The 16404-nt window shown below is 32.0% G+C and carries 19 protein-coding genes; all 19 read right to left on the bottom strand.

Annotated features, from left to right (window positions below; translation table 11 throughout):
• Positions 1–728: 728 nt before the first annotated feature.
• The gene (locus AEQSU_RS15645; RefSeq protein WP_014783853.1) at positions 729–1388 is read right to left on the bottom strand and encodes a hypothetical protein; all 660 of its coding nucleotides are present in this window, start codon (positions 1386–1388) and stop codon (positions 729–731) included.
• Between the two features lies 1 nt (position 1389).
• Complete coding sequence (locus AEQSU_RS15640; protein WP_211206522.1) at positions 1390–1902, bottom strand: RNA polymerase sigma factor; 513 nt, start codon at positions 1900–1902, stop codon at positions 1390–1392.
• The gene (locus tag AEQSU_RS15635; protein ID WP_014783851.1) at positions 1886–2077 is read right to left on the bottom strand and encodes a hypothetical protein; all 192 of its coding nucleotides are present in this window, start codon (positions 2075–2077) and stop codon (positions 1886–1888) included. Before AEQSU_RS15635 ends, AEQSU_RS15640 begins: the two co-directional genes overlap by 17 nt.
• 199 nt (positions 2078–2276) lie before the next feature.
• Positions 2277–3122 carry an alpha/beta hydrolase gene (locus tag AEQSU_RS15630; RefSeq protein WP_014783850.1) on the bottom strand — a complete coding sequence of 282 codons (846 nt, stop codon included), beginning with the start codon at positions 3120–3122 and terminating at the stop codon, positions 2277–2279.
• Positions 3123–3211: 89 nt separating this feature from the next.
• Positions 3212–3793 carry a magnetosome magnetite crystal formation protein family gene (locus AEQSU_RS15625; RefSeq protein WP_014783849.1) on the bottom strand — a complete coding sequence of 194 codons (582 nt, stop codon included), beginning with the start codon at positions 3791–3793 and terminating at the stop codon, positions 3212–3214.
• Between the two features lie 290 nt (positions 3794–4083).
• The gene (locus AEQSU_RS15620) at positions 4084–5580 is read right to left on the bottom strand and encodes a S41 family peptidase (protein WP_014783848.1); all 1497 of its coding nucleotides are present in this window, start codon (positions 5578–5580) and stop codon (positions 4084–4086) included.
• A gap of 270 nt (positions 5581–5850) precedes the next feature.
• A complete protein-coding gene (locus tag AEQSU_RS15615) occupies positions 5851–6279 on the bottom strand; it encodes a hypothetical protein (RefSeq protein ID WP_014783847.1) in 429 nt (142 codons plus the stop codon).
• 58 nt (positions 6280–6337) lie between these two features.
• Complete coding sequence (locus AEQSU_RS15610; RefSeq protein WP_014783846.1) at positions 6338–6775, bottom strand: hypothetical protein; 438 nt, start codon at positions 6773–6775, stop codon at positions 6338–6340.
• The gene (locus tag AEQSU_RS15605; protein WP_014783845.1) at positions 6772–7377 is read right to left on the bottom strand and encodes an RNA polymerase sigma factor; all 606 of its coding nucleotides are present in this window, start codon (positions 7375–7377) and stop codon (positions 6772–6774) included. The genes AEQSU_RS15610 and AEQSU_RS15605 overlap by 4 nt, the downstream gene beginning before the upstream one ends.
• 409 nt (positions 7378–7786) lie before the next feature.
• Positions 7787–8212: a DUF6326 family protein gene (locus AEQSU_RS15600; RefSeq protein WP_014783844.1), complete on the bottom strand. Its 426-nt coding sequence runs from the start codon at positions 8210–8212 to the stop codon at positions 7787–7789.
• Between the two features lie 78 nt (positions 8213–8290).
• Positions 8291–8686 carry a hypothetical protein gene (locus tag AEQSU_RS15595; protein ID WP_014783843.1) on the bottom strand — a complete coding sequence of 132 codons (396 nt, stop codon included), beginning with the start codon at positions 8684–8686 and terminating at the stop codon, positions 8291–8293.
• A gap of 164 nt (positions 8687–8850) precedes the next feature.
• The gene (locus tag AEQSU_RS15590) at positions 8851–10095 is read right to left on the bottom strand and encodes a dioxygenase family protein (protein ID WP_014783842.1); all 1245 of its coding nucleotides are present in this window, start codon (positions 10093–10095) and stop codon (positions 8851–8853) included.
• Between the two features lie 78 nt (positions 10096–10173).
• Positions 10174–10737, bottom strand: a complete 564-nt coding sequence (locus AEQSU_RS15585) for a LytR/AlgR family response regulator transcription factor (protein ID WP_245529083.1) — start codon at positions 10735–10737, stop codon at positions 10174–10176.
• 480 nt (positions 10738–11217) lie between these two features.
• Positions 11218–11679, bottom strand: a complete 462-nt coding sequence (locus AEQSU_RS15580) for a GNAT family N-acetyltransferase (RefSeq protein WP_014783840.1) — start codon at positions 11677–11679, stop codon at positions 11218–11220.
• A gap of 62 nt (positions 11680–11741) precedes the next feature.
• Positions 11742–12230, bottom strand: coding sequence for a P-loop nucleotide/nucleoside kinase family protein (locus AEQSU_RS15575; protein ID WP_014783839.1), 489 nt, complete (start codon positions 12228–12230; stop codon positions 11742–11744).
• Between the two features lie 100 nt (positions 12231–12330).
• Positions 12331–12711, bottom strand: coding sequence for a VOC family protein (locus AEQSU_RS15570; protein WP_014783838.1), 381 nt, complete (start codon positions 12709–12711; stop codon positions 12331–12333).
• Positions 12712–12837: 126 nt separating this feature from the next.
• Positions 12838–13626, bottom strand: coding sequence for an ABC transporter permease (locus AEQSU_RS15565; RefSeq protein WP_014783836.1), 789 nt, complete (start codon positions 13624–13626; stop codon positions 12838–12840).
• Positions 13627–13630: 4 nt separating this feature from the next.
• Positions 13631–14542, bottom strand: coding sequence for an ABC transporter ATP-binding protein (locus tag AEQSU_RS15560; RefSeq protein WP_014783835.1), 912 nt, complete (start codon positions 14540–14542; stop codon positions 13631–13633).
• Between the two features lie 187 nt (positions 14543–14729).
• Positions 14730–16373, bottom strand: coding sequence for a serine hydrolase domain-containing protein (locus AEQSU_RS16310; protein ID WP_014783834.1), 1644 nt, complete (start codon positions 16371–16373; stop codon positions 14730–14732).
• Positions 16374–16404: the final 31 nt, after the last annotated feature.

Here is a 16404-nt window from a genome sequence, read left to right as displayed (position 1 = left end):
TTTTTAAGCGGAGAAAGAGGAACTAACCGTTTTTCTAGTTCACTAGTCTTTACAGTGCCTCACAAACCACCAAAATTTACTACGCACCGAATTACGCACCTCTTACTAAACTTTAACATTTATAAGATAAAAAACCTCTTTTGGTGCTGAAAAATGGCATAAAAATACTGTCAATTATTTCAGAGGGAAGGCGGATTTATTTTTGATGATCTATTTTGGATCAAAAAATCAATACGAGAAAATCTATTTAGTTGAAAGTCTAAAATCTATAACGAAATCATCAATATTGATATGTAATATGGCAGTAATTTCCATACTGATTAATGTGTTGCTTTCTAAACTTTAGGATAGTTTACCCAATAGTGATAATTTTACTTCAAATTACATTTTCTAAATATAGTGTTTGTTGGGTCTAATTTCAGATTTCGAGTTAACGGCCCTTCTACTTTACTTCGGCTACACTCAGCAGAAGCGTTCAGCGTGATAGTTACGAGTTTTTTTGAGTTGACCCCATTCAACCTGCGAATGTGTTTTTTAGGTTGGATTGAGATTTGTTTCAGCAGCCACCTTCCACTTGATTATTTACATTGCTTCCGAATTGGGAATAATGAAGGGGAAGAAGAATAAGCGAAGTTTCTAGTTTCAGGTTTCAAGGCATTTTTTTTTGTTTTTAAATAACAAGGTTATTTCCACAAATACACTAAAAAGTATATGTACAAGTGCTCTTTTTATTCTTTCTCAAATTCCTCAATCTCTTTGTAGAATTCAATCGCTTTTTCCACAGATTTTCCTCCTGAACCTGCAATCATATTTCGAAACCATTTTTTATTAAAATTCTCTGGACTATGTTGTTTGTACAACCAATAGGTTAAGTAAATAAAACTTCCTGTAATCGTAATTTGAAACAGAATATATGGTACACCTACGTCCTGCGGAAACCAACTATTACTTAGATAAAAAGTAGTCCAAAACGGACACTGGAGAATCATAATTTTTGAGTGGTTGATGATGGAAAGTTGAAGTTTTGACAATTGTTTTTGAATTTTCAATACACTGCCATTGTAGTTTATGTTTTTTGTCCAAACAAGATGTTTAATATAATCGGCAAACCCTTTTAAATTTATTAAAGCTATTGCCGACATTGAAATGATAAAGTAATTACTTGCTGAGGAATAATTTGAAATGGCATAAACCAGCACATAGCCCAAAATTAGAAGATATATTACAAAAGCAATGATTCCGGCTGTTGTCAATCTAACTAATCCTTGTAAAGATGATTCTGCTTTTCTGCTAATGGTTTCTTTTAAAAGCAGTTTGTTTATAGCCAATGTCTTTTCGATCTTGGCATTTTGCTCTTTCCAAATATTGATAAGCTCTAAATTTTCCATTTTAATGATTTTTAATTTGATCGAATTCAGCTTTTAATTTACTTTTAATTCTACTAATTTTTGTTGCAACATTGGTTTCGGTAATACCGATGATTTCTGAAATTTCCTTGTAGTTTTTTTCCTCTAGATATAGCAACATTAAGGCTTTGTTTAAATTATCAAGTTTTGAAATAAGATGGTTTAGTAAACCTAAATTGGTTTCTTTTTCCTCCGCTATTTCAGTATCTGTAAAATCGAAAATATCTGTAACCAGCGGATTTGAAATTCGTTTTCTGCTGTTTTCTTTTCTATAGAATGAAATAGCCACATTTAATGAGATTTGGTATATCCAAGTTGAGTACTTGAATTTTTCATTGTAGTTTTCAAATGATTTCCACAGCTGGATAATTATTTCTTGAATGAGGTCTTTTCTATCTTCAAAATTCTGACAATAGGAGTTCGCTACTTTGTAAAGGATGCCTTTATGTTTCTCAACAACCTCAAGGAAAACGTCTGGTTTATTTTTGTCCATCATTTGGTTTGGATGCTTGAGAGTCTAATTTTGATGCGCACGTAGTACTATCAGTTTCCTTTTGTTGTTTTGGTTTTGCATTGTAATAGTTTTTGGTAAATGTAATACTACAACCAGTTGAAAGTAATGTAAATGCGATAGCGGTAACAAAAAGCACTCTAATATTTTTGAGCTTCATTGTGGTTGAAATTAATAAGAAATATTCGTCCTTTCTATATTATTCGCACAAGGCTCTTAAAAATCACACTATTTTGAAGAGAATTTTATCAGGTAAGAATTTAGACTAAACTTTTAGTGAAGTTTAAGGAAAAAGTATAGGTTAATTTCTGAAGTTTTACCTTAGTTGGCCGTATTGTGATTGTAGATGACAATCATTATTATTTCACTATTTTTAAATAATCGCTCCATTTCCTGATTGCCACAGATGCTGATATTTCGGCATTGTTTTGATGGTCGGCATTTTTGGTAAATTCCGAAAACCAAACTAATTTCCCATCTTGTTTTTTATTCAGGGTTTTGGTCATTTCATTAAACCCGTTTTTCATTTTGTCATTTTCATCTTCTCCCATACTCAAATATAAAAAAGAGTTTAAATTATCATTTTTACTGAGAAAATCAGATGCCTTTTTTATGATTAGATTATCATCTCTCCAAAATGCTGGGCTGAAACAAAACCTACCTTTAAACAATTCAGGTTTGTAAAGTAACGAATACATTACCAAAAGTCCGCCTCTTGAATTTCCTGCGAGGGAGCGAGTTTTTGAAACCGAATAGTTTTGCTCAATAAAAGGGAGAAGTTCTTTCTCCATAAAAGCTAAAAATTTGTCTCCACCTCCCAGCGGACTGTCTTTTTCATCGATGTCAATTTTCATATAGGGTGGCGTATAATCACGTTGCCTACCTTTTCCACTTACATTGGGAATGCCCACTACAATTGTTTCTAGAACATACCCAGCGGAGGATAGAATATCAAATTTATTGGCAATGTGTTTGTCCTGCAAACTTCCGTCAAGGACGTACATAACTGGATACTTTTTTGTTTTGTCATAGTTTATGGGAAGATGAATTATCACTTCTCTTTCCTCATTTAATATTTTGGAATATATAGTAGTTTGAATGACGGATTCGGGATAGGTTGGATTGCCCGTTAAATAGGAAAATAGAACAATAGAGATTACGGAAGTGATTAAAATTGTAATACCAAGTAGCAATGCTTTTTTCATTTTTAAAGATTTAGTTTTGGACAAAATTACCCGTAACTAACCATTTTGATTACGACATTGCGACGTCGTTATTAGGACATTTGATATGTTTAAAACAAATTTGGGAAGGAGGTATAGATTTCTGGATTACCTCTTTTGATCTGAATTGAGTTCTTAATAATGAAGAATATATTTACCAAAAGAAGTAAAATGTAAACAACGAGCACAATCGGAATCCGACCACTTATGAATTCTCCCGTTATTTTATAATGAAGAAAATGGGTTATAAATAAAATCAACAAGGAAAATAGAAGCCAGAGTATTTGAAAACTAATAATTTTTCTACCTTTTTCATTTACCAACGAATTCTTTTTATTCAGTTTCCAGAAATAGATTGGTGCGAATATATTTAGGAAAGGAATTAATACTCCTAACAATGCTGAAGAATTTATCAAATTGATTTTTGATAGAGAATAATCATTTGCTACCTCGGAACTCTGAGTTTGTTCCAACTGCACCATTTGTATATTTAAAGCATCCGCGATTACTTTTAAGGTATAAGGTCTTGGGTTGGATTTATTGTTCTCTATTCTCTGGATGGTCCGTAATGAAACCCCACAATTTTCTGCAAGTAATTCTTGTGACAAACCCTTGATTTTTCTTTGGGAACTTATTTTTTCGCCAAGGTTCATTTTTTTAATTGGGATTTTTTAGTAAAGCGATGGGTGTCTCATCCACTAACGATCAAAAATACAAAACTCCACTACAAAATCCGCAAGAATTTTACAGTGGAGCATACACCCAACAACGGCTTGTACGAGGTTTTTTAAGATGGTTATTTATAACTGCTTTTCACCCCTTAATTTAAAAGCCAAAGCATAATGATATTGGCGGCTCTAAACTACTTGGAAAAAGATGCCATATATAAAATAGAAGTTGGATTGAAGTGATTGTAAAATTTGTTTGTAATAATCAGCATCCTTTATTGAGGACTAATCAGCTTCTTAGCAAATTCAAGTTCTGGATCATTAGACAAGATTTTGTCTTTTATAGTTGGTGCAATGTTGTAATCGGGAATCACACCACGGTCCTTGTATTTATAGTCTTTTACAGCCATTGAATATTTCATTAAGGGAATTCCAACTTGTAACAATGAATTTGGCAGGATTAGCATAGGTACGGAACCAGAACAGTTTCCATAATAGCCGCCACCACTTTCCTCACCAATAAAAACAGCAGACGTGTAGCTTTCCAACATTGAAAGACATTCAGATGTTGTTGAAAAACAATTGCCATCAATAAGAATGAATAGTTTGCCCGAATAAGTTGGCGTGCTATTTTTTTGCATTCCAACGTTGGGATGGTCTATAACAGAATAAGTTCCTTCCTTATTAATCCTGATTGCATCCTCCGGAATTTTCATTTCGCCATAGTCTGTATATTTTATAAAATTAAATTCCGGTTTATTGATAATTAAGGATTCGTAATACATAAACTCGTGATTTATAAAATATGAAAATAGAATTTTGCCATACTCATCTGTTCCGCCGCCATTGTCTCTTAAATCAAGAATCAGGTTCTTCACTTCTTTATCTTTAATTGTTTCAAATGAGGATCTCAAAAATGCAGGAAAGTCCATTTTATTATTCTCATAATCATCTTCATTAAAACTTTTTATTTTGAGGTATGCGGTGGAAGGATCAAGGAGTTTAAATTCTGCTGGCGATTGTTTAACGCCCGGATATCTATTTAAGCGGATTTTTAGAAGATTTTCAAAGGTTATTCCTTTTAACGTGGAAGTTTTTGTCTTGGTATCATTGAATGGTAAATACTCTATTTTATAGTTTTCTGTATATCCCTGAAAGTAAAATAAATACCGGGTTAGTAATCCAGTGCTTTCAAATCGTTTGAATTTGTTAGTTTCATTGTTGCCATCTGAACTGCAAATTGAAAGGACCTCCGTAATAAAAGAGGATACTGGGTAGCCGTTAATTGAAATTATTTCTGCCCCTAATAATTCTTTGTCACTCAGGGTTGAATAATTTTTTTGAACATACATTTTTTGCCCGGAAACAAATGTCTGAATAGGAATAGAACACTTACTATTTGCCAATTTTTCGCGAGTATTTTTTGTGGGATAAATATCCATATGACCATCTTGAAGCTGCATAACAATCTTACTTAAGAACAAATAAAATTCCCGTTCAGTCATTTCTTTTTGAAGCTGTTTTTCAGATGAATCAAATAAAGAGTCGATAACTGTTTTTGAATTATACGTATACATTCCTGGGTATCCTTCTTCAAGAGAGGCTCTCAAGAGTTGAAGATCCTGTTTCAATTTTTCGGGAGCAATCCTATTTTCATTTGTGCTTTTCTGTGCAGAAGACAGTGCGGTTACAATAACAAATAGTACAGTTAAAATACTTTTTATGCGTATTGTTTTGACCTTATCCTTTGCGATTGATATTCTATTTTTCATTGTTTCTATTTGATTAATTATGGGTTAATTTATACTGTTTTTAATTCGAGTAATTTTAAAAAAAAAGACTGCAAGCCAGTGCTTTAGCTTTATATTTTATATGCTGATCAACAGGAATTGAAGGGTTCTAGTTTTTAAATGATAGTCAATACTATCTCCTACCAACCAATTGCTTTAATTGATTAATTGAATTGAATATTCGAAAAGGAAGGGAAACTGTATTGAGGTTATTTCACGTGATGGAATTCCATATTTAAAAAGGCGCTTTAATTATTTTTGTTTAGCCGAGTATTTTAGAAAGAAGAAATAACCAAGAAAACTTGCGGATACACTAAAAGTCATAATTGCAATAGAATGGATACCTAAAGGAAGGGTGTAATTAATTATGGTAAGCGCAGTGCCCACTCCCACTAAAATAGCGAACCACTTGATATTGGAGTTTTTATTTCTATTGGTATCATCTTGTAAAATGGAATTAATTATATTTTCAGAAAGTCCGTTGTCAATTAATTTGTTTTTTAAACGGTAATCCATCCAACGTTTTATTATGGTTAAAACAGTAAATGAAACTAAAGCAATTAAAACTAACATTCCAATCATTACCAGGATATCTTTGTCTATAGTTGAAATACTATCGTTTTGTGCAGTTGCCGCGAATGTTGAGGCAATGGCTGTTAATGTTAAGAAAGACTTTTTCATTTTTTAAGATTTTAGTTATATCTATTAGACCGCTTCAATTAATTAATGTTGCAAGAAATCAAGAAAAGTTCATTTGATCTTTATAATTCTTATTCATGTCAATATATATGAAAATGGAAATTAGAAGAATTGTTACCGCTATTAGTGAAAATTGTATGAAAGAAATTCCATTAAACAGTGTTGGAAAATATTTATTGGTTAAATAAATCAAAATCGATATGACGGCTATTGAAACGCCTGACAATATTGCAATTAAGTATTTGTCAAATGAGAAATTTTGTTTTTCGGATACCTGTTGCATTACTAAATTTACAAGGTCGAATTCAAAAACTGGATTTGGTTCCTTCTTAATTGCAGCAAATAATAATTTATAGAGCTCAACTTCAGCTTTACATTTTTGACAGTGATTTATATGCTCAATTATATTGATATCACAATCATCTTTAGCCAATATATATTGTTGAATTTCCTTTTCATTTATATGTTCGTTTTTCATAACTCTTCTTTTTTATGCGTGAGAAACAAGTTTTCTTTAAGTTTTTTTCTAGCTCTAAATAGATAATTTTTTACAGTTCCCTCCGGAAGTTGAGTGATTTGAGAAATTTCGGTATAACTCAATTCTTCGTTATGATATAGATTGATTAAAACCTGATAGATAGGTTGAAGTTTTTCTATTTCAATAGTCAAAATTTCTGAAAGCTCTTTTCGGAAAAGTTGTTTTTCAGTTTCATTCTCCATGTTGATTTTACTGCTAATGAATTCCAATGCTTCATCTTGAGATTCATTATCAAAATTATATTTTAGGAATACTAACTTCTTCTTTTCAAGATAACTCAAGCAGGTATTGTAGGCTATTTGGCCGATCCAAGTGGAAAGTTTTGATTGAAATTTAAAACTCCCCAGTTTATGAAAAGTCTTTAAATAAATATCCTGAGCAATGTCTTTTCTGTCCTCAATATTTGGGATCATTTTGAAAACAATTTGCGCTACTAATCTTTCGGTATTTTTAATAATGGTCGAAAATGCAGCTGTATTTCCATTCAATACCTTTTCAATAAGGTATCTGTCGGAAAGATTGTTTTCGGGTTTATAATCCATACAGTTAATTAGACAGACCTTGTAGAATTAAGTTGCAGAAATTGTTGTTTATTTTTAATTGGAGATAAGAAGAGTTCTCAAATTACGTAAAATCGTCTTTTGTAAATTCTGGTTTTTTTGAATTTGATTTCGTTTTGCTAATTCAAGTGTCGGTAAACTGTATAAGTTGCAGCAGATTTCATAGTACTTTCCTTTTAAACCACTAAGCAGTTCGAGTGGGCTACAAAACTTACTATTCAGTACTATTCTGCTTTTTAAATATGGAGTTATCTATTGATGAGTTTGATTTTCTCTAGAGTTACAACGATTATTTCATTGTTGGCAATAAAAATTGCCTGTTCTTTTCATAGATATAAATACGGATATTCAAAACTCCTCAACTCCTCAACTCATAAACTTATTTCCCATTTTATCTCGGCCATTTAAATGCTTTCCACACAATTTTAAATGTTAGTATAGCCTCTACAATGGCTAAAAAGACATAGAATGCATACCAAGGTGTAAGGGAATTAATGGCAATCGAGACCATCATAATAGTAAAAATCGACCCTAAAATAATATTTAATATTCTATTTAACCTAGGTTTTAAAACAAGAGAAAGGAAAATCATTATTGGAGGAATTGCTAAAATAATTGAAGCTATAAAAAGCTTCAGTGGACTGTTTAATGCATTTTCACCGCTTATTAAACTTTCAACTTGCCCAGGAATATATAATTGGAAGTAGTCTCCGTATAAATAACAAAGAGTTGTCGCTGTCCATAATCCTGCTAACTTGATTTTGATATTTATTTGAAAGTCAATTGAGGCGTTCGATTTGTCAGTTGAAGTCTTCATAGAATTTTTGTTTTTGGATGGATTCTGTAATAAGACGGCTCTGGTTTCCAATTTTTTACAGATGATATGTTCTAATATTCAAACCCAATTCACATTATAAATTATTAATCCGCCAAATAGAAAGGCAAAAGGGGAGATGAGCTGAAAATAAATTGGTTTAAGTATATCTGCACTTTTCATCGAAAATTTATGATGTATTTTTTTCGGGACAGCATAAAGGACAAGCGATGTTATTAGCATTATCCACCCGAATATTTTAAAGGCTTCTGGATATTTAGATAAATCCGAGTATAAAATCAAAGCGATTGCAGGAATCAACCTACTTGTTATTTCGGCATAGTTTATAAAATTTGTGCTTCCTGCTTTTCTTAAAGTTTCTCGTGCTTTCTTGGGATTAAAAAGCATTATAAATCCAATAAAAATTATAAAAACTCCGAAAAACAGTACAATCCATTTTGCAATTTCTAGTATCATGTTTTATGTTTGTTTTAATTTTTTCTATAATTCTAAAAGACTATTCTTTTAGCTTAAAATATGAGTTGTAAATAAGTCCGATTACATTTCCAAAAGGGTCTTTTAGCGTTCCAGTCATCATCTCATCACCTGTAATATGTGGTTTTTCGCTGTATCTACTTTTATCAATCGTATTTAGGGGCAGAAAGATTAAAATATTCGTTTTTTGTTTTGTCCAAAGTTTGTGAAATTAGACTGAAATTTTCTTTTGTGGGCTCTAAGTTCACAAATTTGTCAATAATAGTTCTGTACTTATAAATTACAAATGTATTTTCTACTTCCGGATTTATTTTGTTCAGATTCGCTTCACTTTCTTTGTCCGAAAAGGCTGGAACAAAGGTTAAAGCAATATTTTTCAGATTAAGTTGTTTGCCCAAATCTTCCAATTCCTCTTCTCTTTTTTCTTTATTGTAATCTTTCTCGTTTCCGTAGACATAATAAACCTTTAGATATTTACTTCGACTAATACTTTGAAGTTCCAAAAACGACAACCAATCTTTGATGTTTTCCCAATTTGGATGGTTGCCTACAAAATATACTATACCATGATAGCGACCATATTTACAAACTGGGCAAGTTTGTGTTCCTTTATCTGGTCCAAAAGCATGGTACGGAATAAATGAAGGTTGGTCCTCGCCAATATTTAAACCAGATTGGTTTATTGCATTATTTTGGGTTGGATAATTGGGGATATTTAATCCCAGTATTATGTTGTGTTCTGCGACTTGTACTTTTTTATCCAATAAAACTCTCAATAATTCCGTGCCTGCTCTATCAAGTTTTCCGTACTTTTTCTTGTGCTTTAAATATAATGGGTCATCGTCAAAATAGAGTTCAGCATAATACTCGTTCTCAATATTCGGCTCTTTTATCGAAAGGTGTATGTGAGCAGGCATGCCTTCGTTTGGATAAGGTGCTGGACGAATTGTATAAATTGAATAGTTGCCATTTTCGTCAGATTTTACCCAACCTCTAATATGTCCGTGTTGTTTGGCTTGTTCATCTATTCCTTCTTTTGGGGAATAATATCCGTTATTGTCGGTTTGCCAATAATAAACCACGACGTTTGGCGCGGGTATTCTGCCACCAAGGTTATAGACTGTTCCTGTTAATAAGAGTTTTTGACCTTTTTCAGTCCAACCTGCACTTGTGTCAATTGACTTAATGTTTTTTGGCATTCCAACGTACATTAGTTCACAACCATCGCAACCTCCGCCAACAAGTTTTTTGTTTTCGACATTGACTCTGGTTTGTTTTGTATCAGTTTTGTTCTGTCCATTACAATTTGTCAAGATACTTATAAAAGGAAACAAAATAATGAAATGCAATATTTTCATTGAGTGCCGAAGTGACGTTGTTTGAAAATCCATTTTAATTTGTTTTAAGTTTGAAACAAATGTAGGTTTGGAGGTATTTAAACAGAAATCAAATGTGTTCAGACGATGAGTTTATGTGGTAACCTGATGAGTTAGTTTTAACTTGCTCTTGAAATCGGCTACATAATTTCTACTCAATCTTATTTCAGCTCCATTTTTTAAAGTGATGTCATAATCGCCATTAAGACGGGATTTCAATGAAACGACTTTATCCAAATTTATAATGGATGATTTATGGACTCTAACAAAAACCTTGTTATCCAATTGTGTTGACATTGACTTTAGAGTTTCTGTGTGAAGATATTTTTTGTCATTAAGCTGAATTGAAATATAGGGTGTTTCCGCTGTAATTTGATAAATGTCGTTCACTTTAACAACGGTATTATTTTTCCCATTTCCAATAATTATTTTGCTGATGTACGATTTATTATCTAAAGAAACTATATCAGTTATTCTATATGAAAGATACCTATGCGCAATAACGAAAATGGAATAAACTAACACAAGTTTATATAAATCGTTCGCTAGAGTGTAGGTTAGTATTTTATAAATATCGTATCTGCCGTTATAGAAAAGAACAGACAAGAATATGAAAACAAAGGTAAGAAGCGCCAAATGGATGAATATAGGTGCCAATATCAGTGAGATCGTTTTACCGAATGTATATAAATTTTGATTTTTCAGAATGATACTCAGCACTCCCAATATTGGTATAAAAAGAAACCAGATTGATTTAAATAAGATGGATTCACTAAAATAAAAAAAGGAGCCACTTCTAATGGATTCTAGAAAATCTTGAAATATTGTAAGACCTACAATTGAAATAAATACAACTAAGAGAATTCCAATAGTCTTTGTGGAGCCTGAGGAAATATTGTAAAAAGATTTTTTTCGAAAGATTGTATGTATCATAGCTCAAATCATTTTCAGTTAATTCATTTTCTAGGTGTCCAAGTCATTTCATTATCGGAATTAAACATTAAAATTACAATAATAAGCTTGAAATCTTTGAGGTTTTGCCAGACAATCAAAACTCGTATTACGATGATTTCGGGCATCCTTTTATCATTTGATGAGGGATTCATTCCCGAGATTGTAATCTACTTTCTGCCCTTTTCACTTATTTTTGAAGTGCATTTTCATTCCTTCGTGGGATGTGATAAAACCCAGATTTTCATAAAATCTTAATGCTTTTGGTCTTTTTTTATCCGAAGTGAGTTGCAACAAATAGGCTTTTCGTTCTTGAGCTCTATTAATGGCCCATTCAAGCATTTTTTTGCCCAGCCCTATTCCTCTTTGGTCTTTTCTAATTCTTACAGACTCAATTTGTGCTCGTATTCCACCTTGATAGGTCATATATTGTAGAAAGCTCAATTGTAAAGTTCCAATAATTTCCGAGTTGTCATTTTCAATCACTATCAGTTCTTGATTTTTATCTGTATCAATATTTTCAAATGCCTCATAATATTCATTGGGTAGGGGAGTACGAAAATTTTCTCTTGTTTTTCCCAGTTCGTCGTCTGCAATCATTTCGACAATTTTCGAAATGTCATTGATTGTTGCCTTTCTAAATTTCATTTATGTTCGATTTTTATTATGTTTTTGAAAGTGAATAATGGCTTACAGCTCGATACACTTTTCTATTCCAGAATAATTATTCCGTCCTCTAATTCTTTTTTGCTCGGTTTTTCAAACCAACTTTCCATAAAGTCAAAATCTTCCTTACTTACTTCAAATTCAAAAGTTTTTCCTTTTTCGTTGTTTCGTTTTATTACTCTTTCCAGCCGGGTTTCTTTTGAGATATCCAAAAAATGAATTTTTATTTCGAATCCATTTGATTTGGCAAATCCTCTAAATTTTTCTCGATGTTCGAATTTTGAAAGGCCTAAGTCGAGAATAGAATCAGTTTTTATGGATTCCAACTGTTTGACGAGTTCCATTATCATTTCTTCTGCTCTTTCAATTCTTTCAAGAAACCATTCTAATCCGTCTTCAGAATTTTTATCGGGAAGAAACAGTGTTTTATTCCACTTATCAATCGAAAAAATGATTCCGTTCGTTTTTCTTTTCAATTCTGTTGAATATGTTGTTTTTCCAGAACCTGTATTTCCGACTATTAGGTGTATCATTTTGTTTTTTTTAATTGTGGAACATTGTTAACTGCTGGCTTTCTCGTTATGCCAATTGCAATTTTCCAAATAACAACCCCAAAATAAAGGTCTTAAATCCTTATTCACTTAGCTTAAAATATGGGTTGTAAATAAGTCCGATTACATTTCCATAAGGGTCTTTAAGTGTTGCAGTCATCATTTCACCACCTGTATTATAAGGTTTTTCGTTTTCAGTTGCTCCCAATGTTATGAGACGGTCATAAACTTCTTGGATTTTATCAACTCCCCAATAGGAAACAACGCTTTCTATCTTTTCGCCCTTAAGTCCTTCTTCTGGCTGAAGTCCTAATTCATAGCCACCTATGTTGAATCCAACATAATAGGTTTCGTCAAAATATGCTTTTGTTTCAAATGCTTTTGCATACCAGTGTCTTGCTTTTTGGATGTCGTTTACTTTGTAAATGGTAGTTCGCAATCCTAATATTGATGGTTTTTTCATAGTTTATACATTTATTTTAGTTCAAGTTTAAGCGTAACCTATATATGGCAGAAGATTATTTTATCAATCATCTTTTTATGAGATTAAAGTTATTCGATATTAATTTAGAAATCATCATGTTGGATGTTATTTAATGTTCATTCTTCTAATATCCAAAAAGCCAAGAATTGAAAAGAACATAAAATAACCTACGCTTAAAAGAGAGACTTTTGGAAACCATAAAGTTATACTCGCTCCCTCATTATTTATTGAAAATAGGCTTAGCATATTATAAGCATACGGGAAATAGAAAGATTCCTGAGCCCTATATATAGTAAGTCCAGTTATTACCAAAACCATTCCTATCCCCAATGGTATAATGAAATTTTTAATTCTAAAGCTCAACCAAAACTGAATTCCAACAATACCTAAAACAGCTATAAAAGATCTGAAAAGTAATTTTAATGGTTTTTCATAATTAGGAAAGTATTCCAGAAAGTTCAATTCCTTGTGAATCCATCCGACTAATGCACCTGCCGCTAACATGGCTACAAAGAAAACGATATAAGTAAATAATATCAGACCTGCGGAAACGGTTAATTTGCCAAAATATACACTCCATTTTGGAATGGGAAGCGAGAACAAGTATTTCATAGCAGAGGATTTATGCTCAACTTGTATTATTAGACTTGTTATTAATATGATGAACATTGGGATTAATAATGAAGCTGCTGCCATAATTTGATCGACCATAAATTTTTCCCAAGGGTTAGAACCACTTGCTGGAATTAAGGATTTATATTTTAAGACATAATAAATAAAGTAAATTGCAGGAATAAATAGAGCGCTAATAACTGCTAACCAAAAGGCAAAAGTGTTTTTTAGTTTGAGTGCTTCGTTTTGAACGCTTTTTCTAAAATAGTATATTGGATTCATGATGCTATTTCTCGGTTAGGGTTAGGAATAAGTCTTCAAGGTTATTCTTTATAGTAATTTGATAGATATCAATTCCTTCTTTTCGAATTTCATCAATTAAAGCAGAAATTTCATCTTTACTATTTAGGATTATGCTCGTTAACGACATATCTATAGTTTCAGTGTCGATACAAAGTGGGGCTATAACACTTTTTAAGCGTCTGGAATCGCTTGTTTCAATATCTATAGCCACAGTATCACTTTGTGATTTTTTTAGCGCTTTAACCGTATTTTGAAACAACATTTTTCCGTTTCTTATAATACCTACATGACTGCATGTTTTTTCTATTTCACTTAATAAATGGCTGGATATAAATATGGTTGTTCCATAGTTCTCATTCAGCGTTTTAATTAATGCTCTCATTTCAATAATGCCTTTAGGATCTAAACCATTGGTCGGCTCATCTAAAATTAAAATTTCTGGATTGCTTAGAAGTGCTGTAGCAATACCTAAGCGTTGTTTCATTCCAAGAGAATACTTTGCTACTTTCTTATTTTTAGCATAAGTGAGTTTTACAATCTCCAAAACTTCATCTATTCTACTTTTATCAATGGATTTATAGTTTGCTGCAATTCTTAGGTTATCAATTGCATTTAAATGCCCATATAAAGAGGGATTTTCGATAAGGGCACCAATTTTAGAAAGCGTTTCTATTCTGTTATTTTCAAAAGTATTTCCGAAGAGTGTTATGGTTCCCGATTCTTTTTTTAGCAGTCCTAACAGAAGTCTAATTGATGTGGACTTACCTGAGCCATTCGGTCCTAAAAAACCATAAATACTTCCTTTAGGTACTTGTAAGTTTAACTCTTCTATATCTCGATTCGATTTTGAATATGAAAAGTTTAGGTTTTGGGTTTCAATAATATATTCACTCATAATAAGGTTGTTTAACTTTAAGACTGAAGACCTTCTAATTTGTTACTATTTATGAAATGATAAATAGGATAATATATTTATTTAAAGAGAGTTAGGACATGAGATGGAGTGTCGCCTTTTGCGTATTGTGCGTTTAATTTGAATGAGTTTACCAAGAACAGGACTAACACAAGAATTTACATCCTTATCATAATTTCTTAAATTCCACATTTATTGCACGTTCAGAACTCAAGGTAAAAGATTTAATTTCATTGTATGAATTTCTGATGATTTTCAATTCCGTATCAGCGTTTTCAACAACAAAAACATCTTTATATGATGGTATTAATATATAAGCCACATTAGGATTTAGACGGATTATTAATTTATCATTTTCCTGATAAATGCTAGCACCAGAATTAGTCTCTTCAGAAAAGTATTTACCTTTAAAAGCACTTACTTCTTTTTCTAAAGGTTTCGTGTCTAGAAGTTTCGTACTTGGAAGTTTCGTATAATGAATTGTATCATTGTTAGAGTAATTCACATAAATTCCTTTGTTTCCCTTAATTTCAAGAAAAGAATTTTTGGCAACAAATCTATTTTCTGATACTGGTTTAAATAATATTTGATTTTTTAATAGTAAACCTTTGCCTTTGACTTTCAAATCAAATAAAACAGATTTTGTATCCCATTTGTATGTACCTACATATCTATTTAACTTCTCTTCTGGCAATACAACAAAGGAATCCTGTTTTGGATTTTTTGTTACTTTTTCTTTGTCCGATATATCAGGCATAAATATTTTGGCAACATTGCTAGATACTACATTTGGACTAAATTGAGAGGTATTGCTTAAAACCGCAATTGAAATATTTAATTGTGGATATACTTCTAAATAAGAACGATAACCACCAGCGGTTCCACCATGGCTTATATTGTCCCAACCACTTACTTTTTTTATATATAGCCCTGCGGCGTATTCATTTTTCTTATTATCATTTAATAGTTCTGTTTGTGTTTGTTTTAATAATAAGGAAGGATTACCTAATCTTCCTTCCTGATAAAACTGATTCCACTTTAATAAATCTTCTGTGGTAGTCAAAAGCCCACCATTTCCATAAACATATTCATTGGGCATATCGGTTTTATAACCATTTTTAGTGTTTGAATAGGCAATGGCTCTGTTAGGTACAATCTTATTCGGGTCGTCTCTCCATTGTGTATGAGTCATTTCCGCTGGCTCAAAAATATATTTCTTGGTAAAATCTGCTAAGGTTAATCCACTTACTCTCTGTACGATTATTGCAAAAAGATTGTAATTTGAATTACTATAAATAAACTCATCACCTGGTTTATTATTCAAACCCTTTTGACGACTAATGATGTCCAACGCATCATCGTTGGTGTAAAATTTTGTGCCCCGAGGCCAACCTGTATATGCTGCAATTACACCCCAATCTCTCAAGCCACTAGTGTGGTGAAGCATGTGGTGAAGCTTTATTGGAGTGCCATAATCTGGTAGTTCAGGAATATACTTTCTTACATCATCATCTAAAGACAGTTTTCCTTGTTGCTCCAATAAAAGAATGGCTGCAGCAGTAAATTGTTTTGAGACCGATCCCGCTTCAAGAAGGGAATTGGTGGTTAGCGGAATATTGTGCTCTAAATCTGCCATACCCACTGCATTTGAATAGATTAGTTTTCCGTTTTTTGAAACTGATAGCTGACACCCTGGATTTGAAGCAACATATTGACTCAACGTTTTATCAATCATGCTTAGGGTGTCTTTCTGGGTTTGCCCAAAAGATAATTGAGTTAATAATGTAAGAATTAAAAGTTTGACAATTTTCATATTTATAGATTTTGGTTATTTTTAGATGGTT

The organism is Aequorivita sublithincola DSM 14238 (genome assembly GCF_000265385.1).
Classification (GTDB): Bacteria; Bacteroidota; Bacteroidia; order Flavobacteriales; family Flavobacteriaceae; genus Aequorivita; species Aequorivita sublithincola.
The sequence above is the reverse complement of the archived record's forward strand: the minus strand, read 5'-3'. Positions and strand labels throughout refer to the sequence as shown.

Coding starts and splice junctions, on each gene's coding strand:
- AEQSU_RS15580 (WP_014783840.1), bottom strand. CDS start 11,679: ATGAAATTTAGAAAGGCAACAATCAATGACATTTCGAAAATTGTCGAA.
- AEQSU_RS15625 (WP_014783849.1), bottom strand. CDS start 3,793: ATGAACCTTGGCGAAAAAATAAGTTCCCAAAGAAAAATCAAGGGTTTG.
- AEQSU_RS15590 (WP_014783842.1), bottom strand. CDS start 10,095: ATGGATTTTCAAACAACGTCACTTCGGCACTCAATGAAAATATTGCAT.
- AEQSU_RS15575 (WP_014783839.1), bottom strand. CDS start 12,230: ATGATACACCTAATAGTCGGAAATACAGGTTCTGGAAAAACAACATAT.
- AEQSU_RS15595 (WP_014783843.1), bottom strand. CDS start 8,686: ATGATACTAGAAATTGCAAAATGGATTGTACTGTTTTTCGGAGTTTTT.
- AEQSU_RS15610 (WP_014783846.1), bottom strand. CDS start 6,775: ATGAAAAACGAACATATAAATGAAAAGGAAATTCAACAATATATATTG.
- AEQSU_RS15620 (WP_014783848.1), bottom strand. CDS start 5,580: ATGAAAAATAGAATATCAATCGCAAAGGATAAGGTCAAAACAATACGC.
- AEQSU_RS15570 (WP_014783838.1), bottom strand. CDS start 12,711: ATGAAAAAACCATCAATATTAGGATTGCGAACTACCATTTACAAAGTA.
- AEQSU_RS15565 (WP_014783836.1), bottom strand. CDS start 13,626: ATGAATCCAATATACTATTTTAGAAAAAGCGTTCAAAACGAAGCACTC.
- AEQSU_RS15630 (WP_014783850.1), bottom strand. CDS start 3,122: ATGAAAAAAGCATTGCTACTTGGTATTACAATTTTAATCACTTCCGTA.
- AEQSU_RS15600 (WP_014783844.1), bottom strand. CDS start 8,212: ATGAAGACTTCAACTGACAAATCGAACGCCTCAATTGACTTTCAAATA.
- AEQSU_RS15560 (WP_014783835.1), bottom strand. CDS start 14,542: ATGAGTGAATATATTATTGAAACCCAAAACCTAAACTTTTCATATTCA.
- AEQSU_RS15605 (WP_014783845.1), bottom strand. CDS start 7,377: ATGGATTATAAACCCGAAAACAATCTTTCCGACAGATACCTTATTGAA.
- AEQSU_RS15615 (WP_014783847.1), bottom strand. CDS start 6,279: ATGAAAAAGTCTTTCTTAACATTAACAGCCATTGCCTCAACATTCGCG.
- AEQSU_RS15635 (WP_014783851.1), bottom strand. CDS start 2,077: ATGAAGCTCAAAAATATTAGAGTGCTTTTTGTTACCGCTATCGCATTT.
- AEQSU_RS15645 (WP_014783853.1), bottom strand. CDS start 1,388: ATGGAAAATTTAGAGCTTATCAATATTTGGAAAGAGCAAAATGCCAAG.
- AEQSU_RS16310 (WP_014783834.1), bottom strand. CDS start 16,373: ATGAAAATTGTCAAACTTTTAATTCTTACATTATTAACTCAATTATCT.
- AEQSU_RS15640 (WP_211206522.1), bottom strand. CDS start 1,902: ATGATGGACAAAAATAAACCAGACGTTTTCCTTGAGGTTGTTGAGAAA.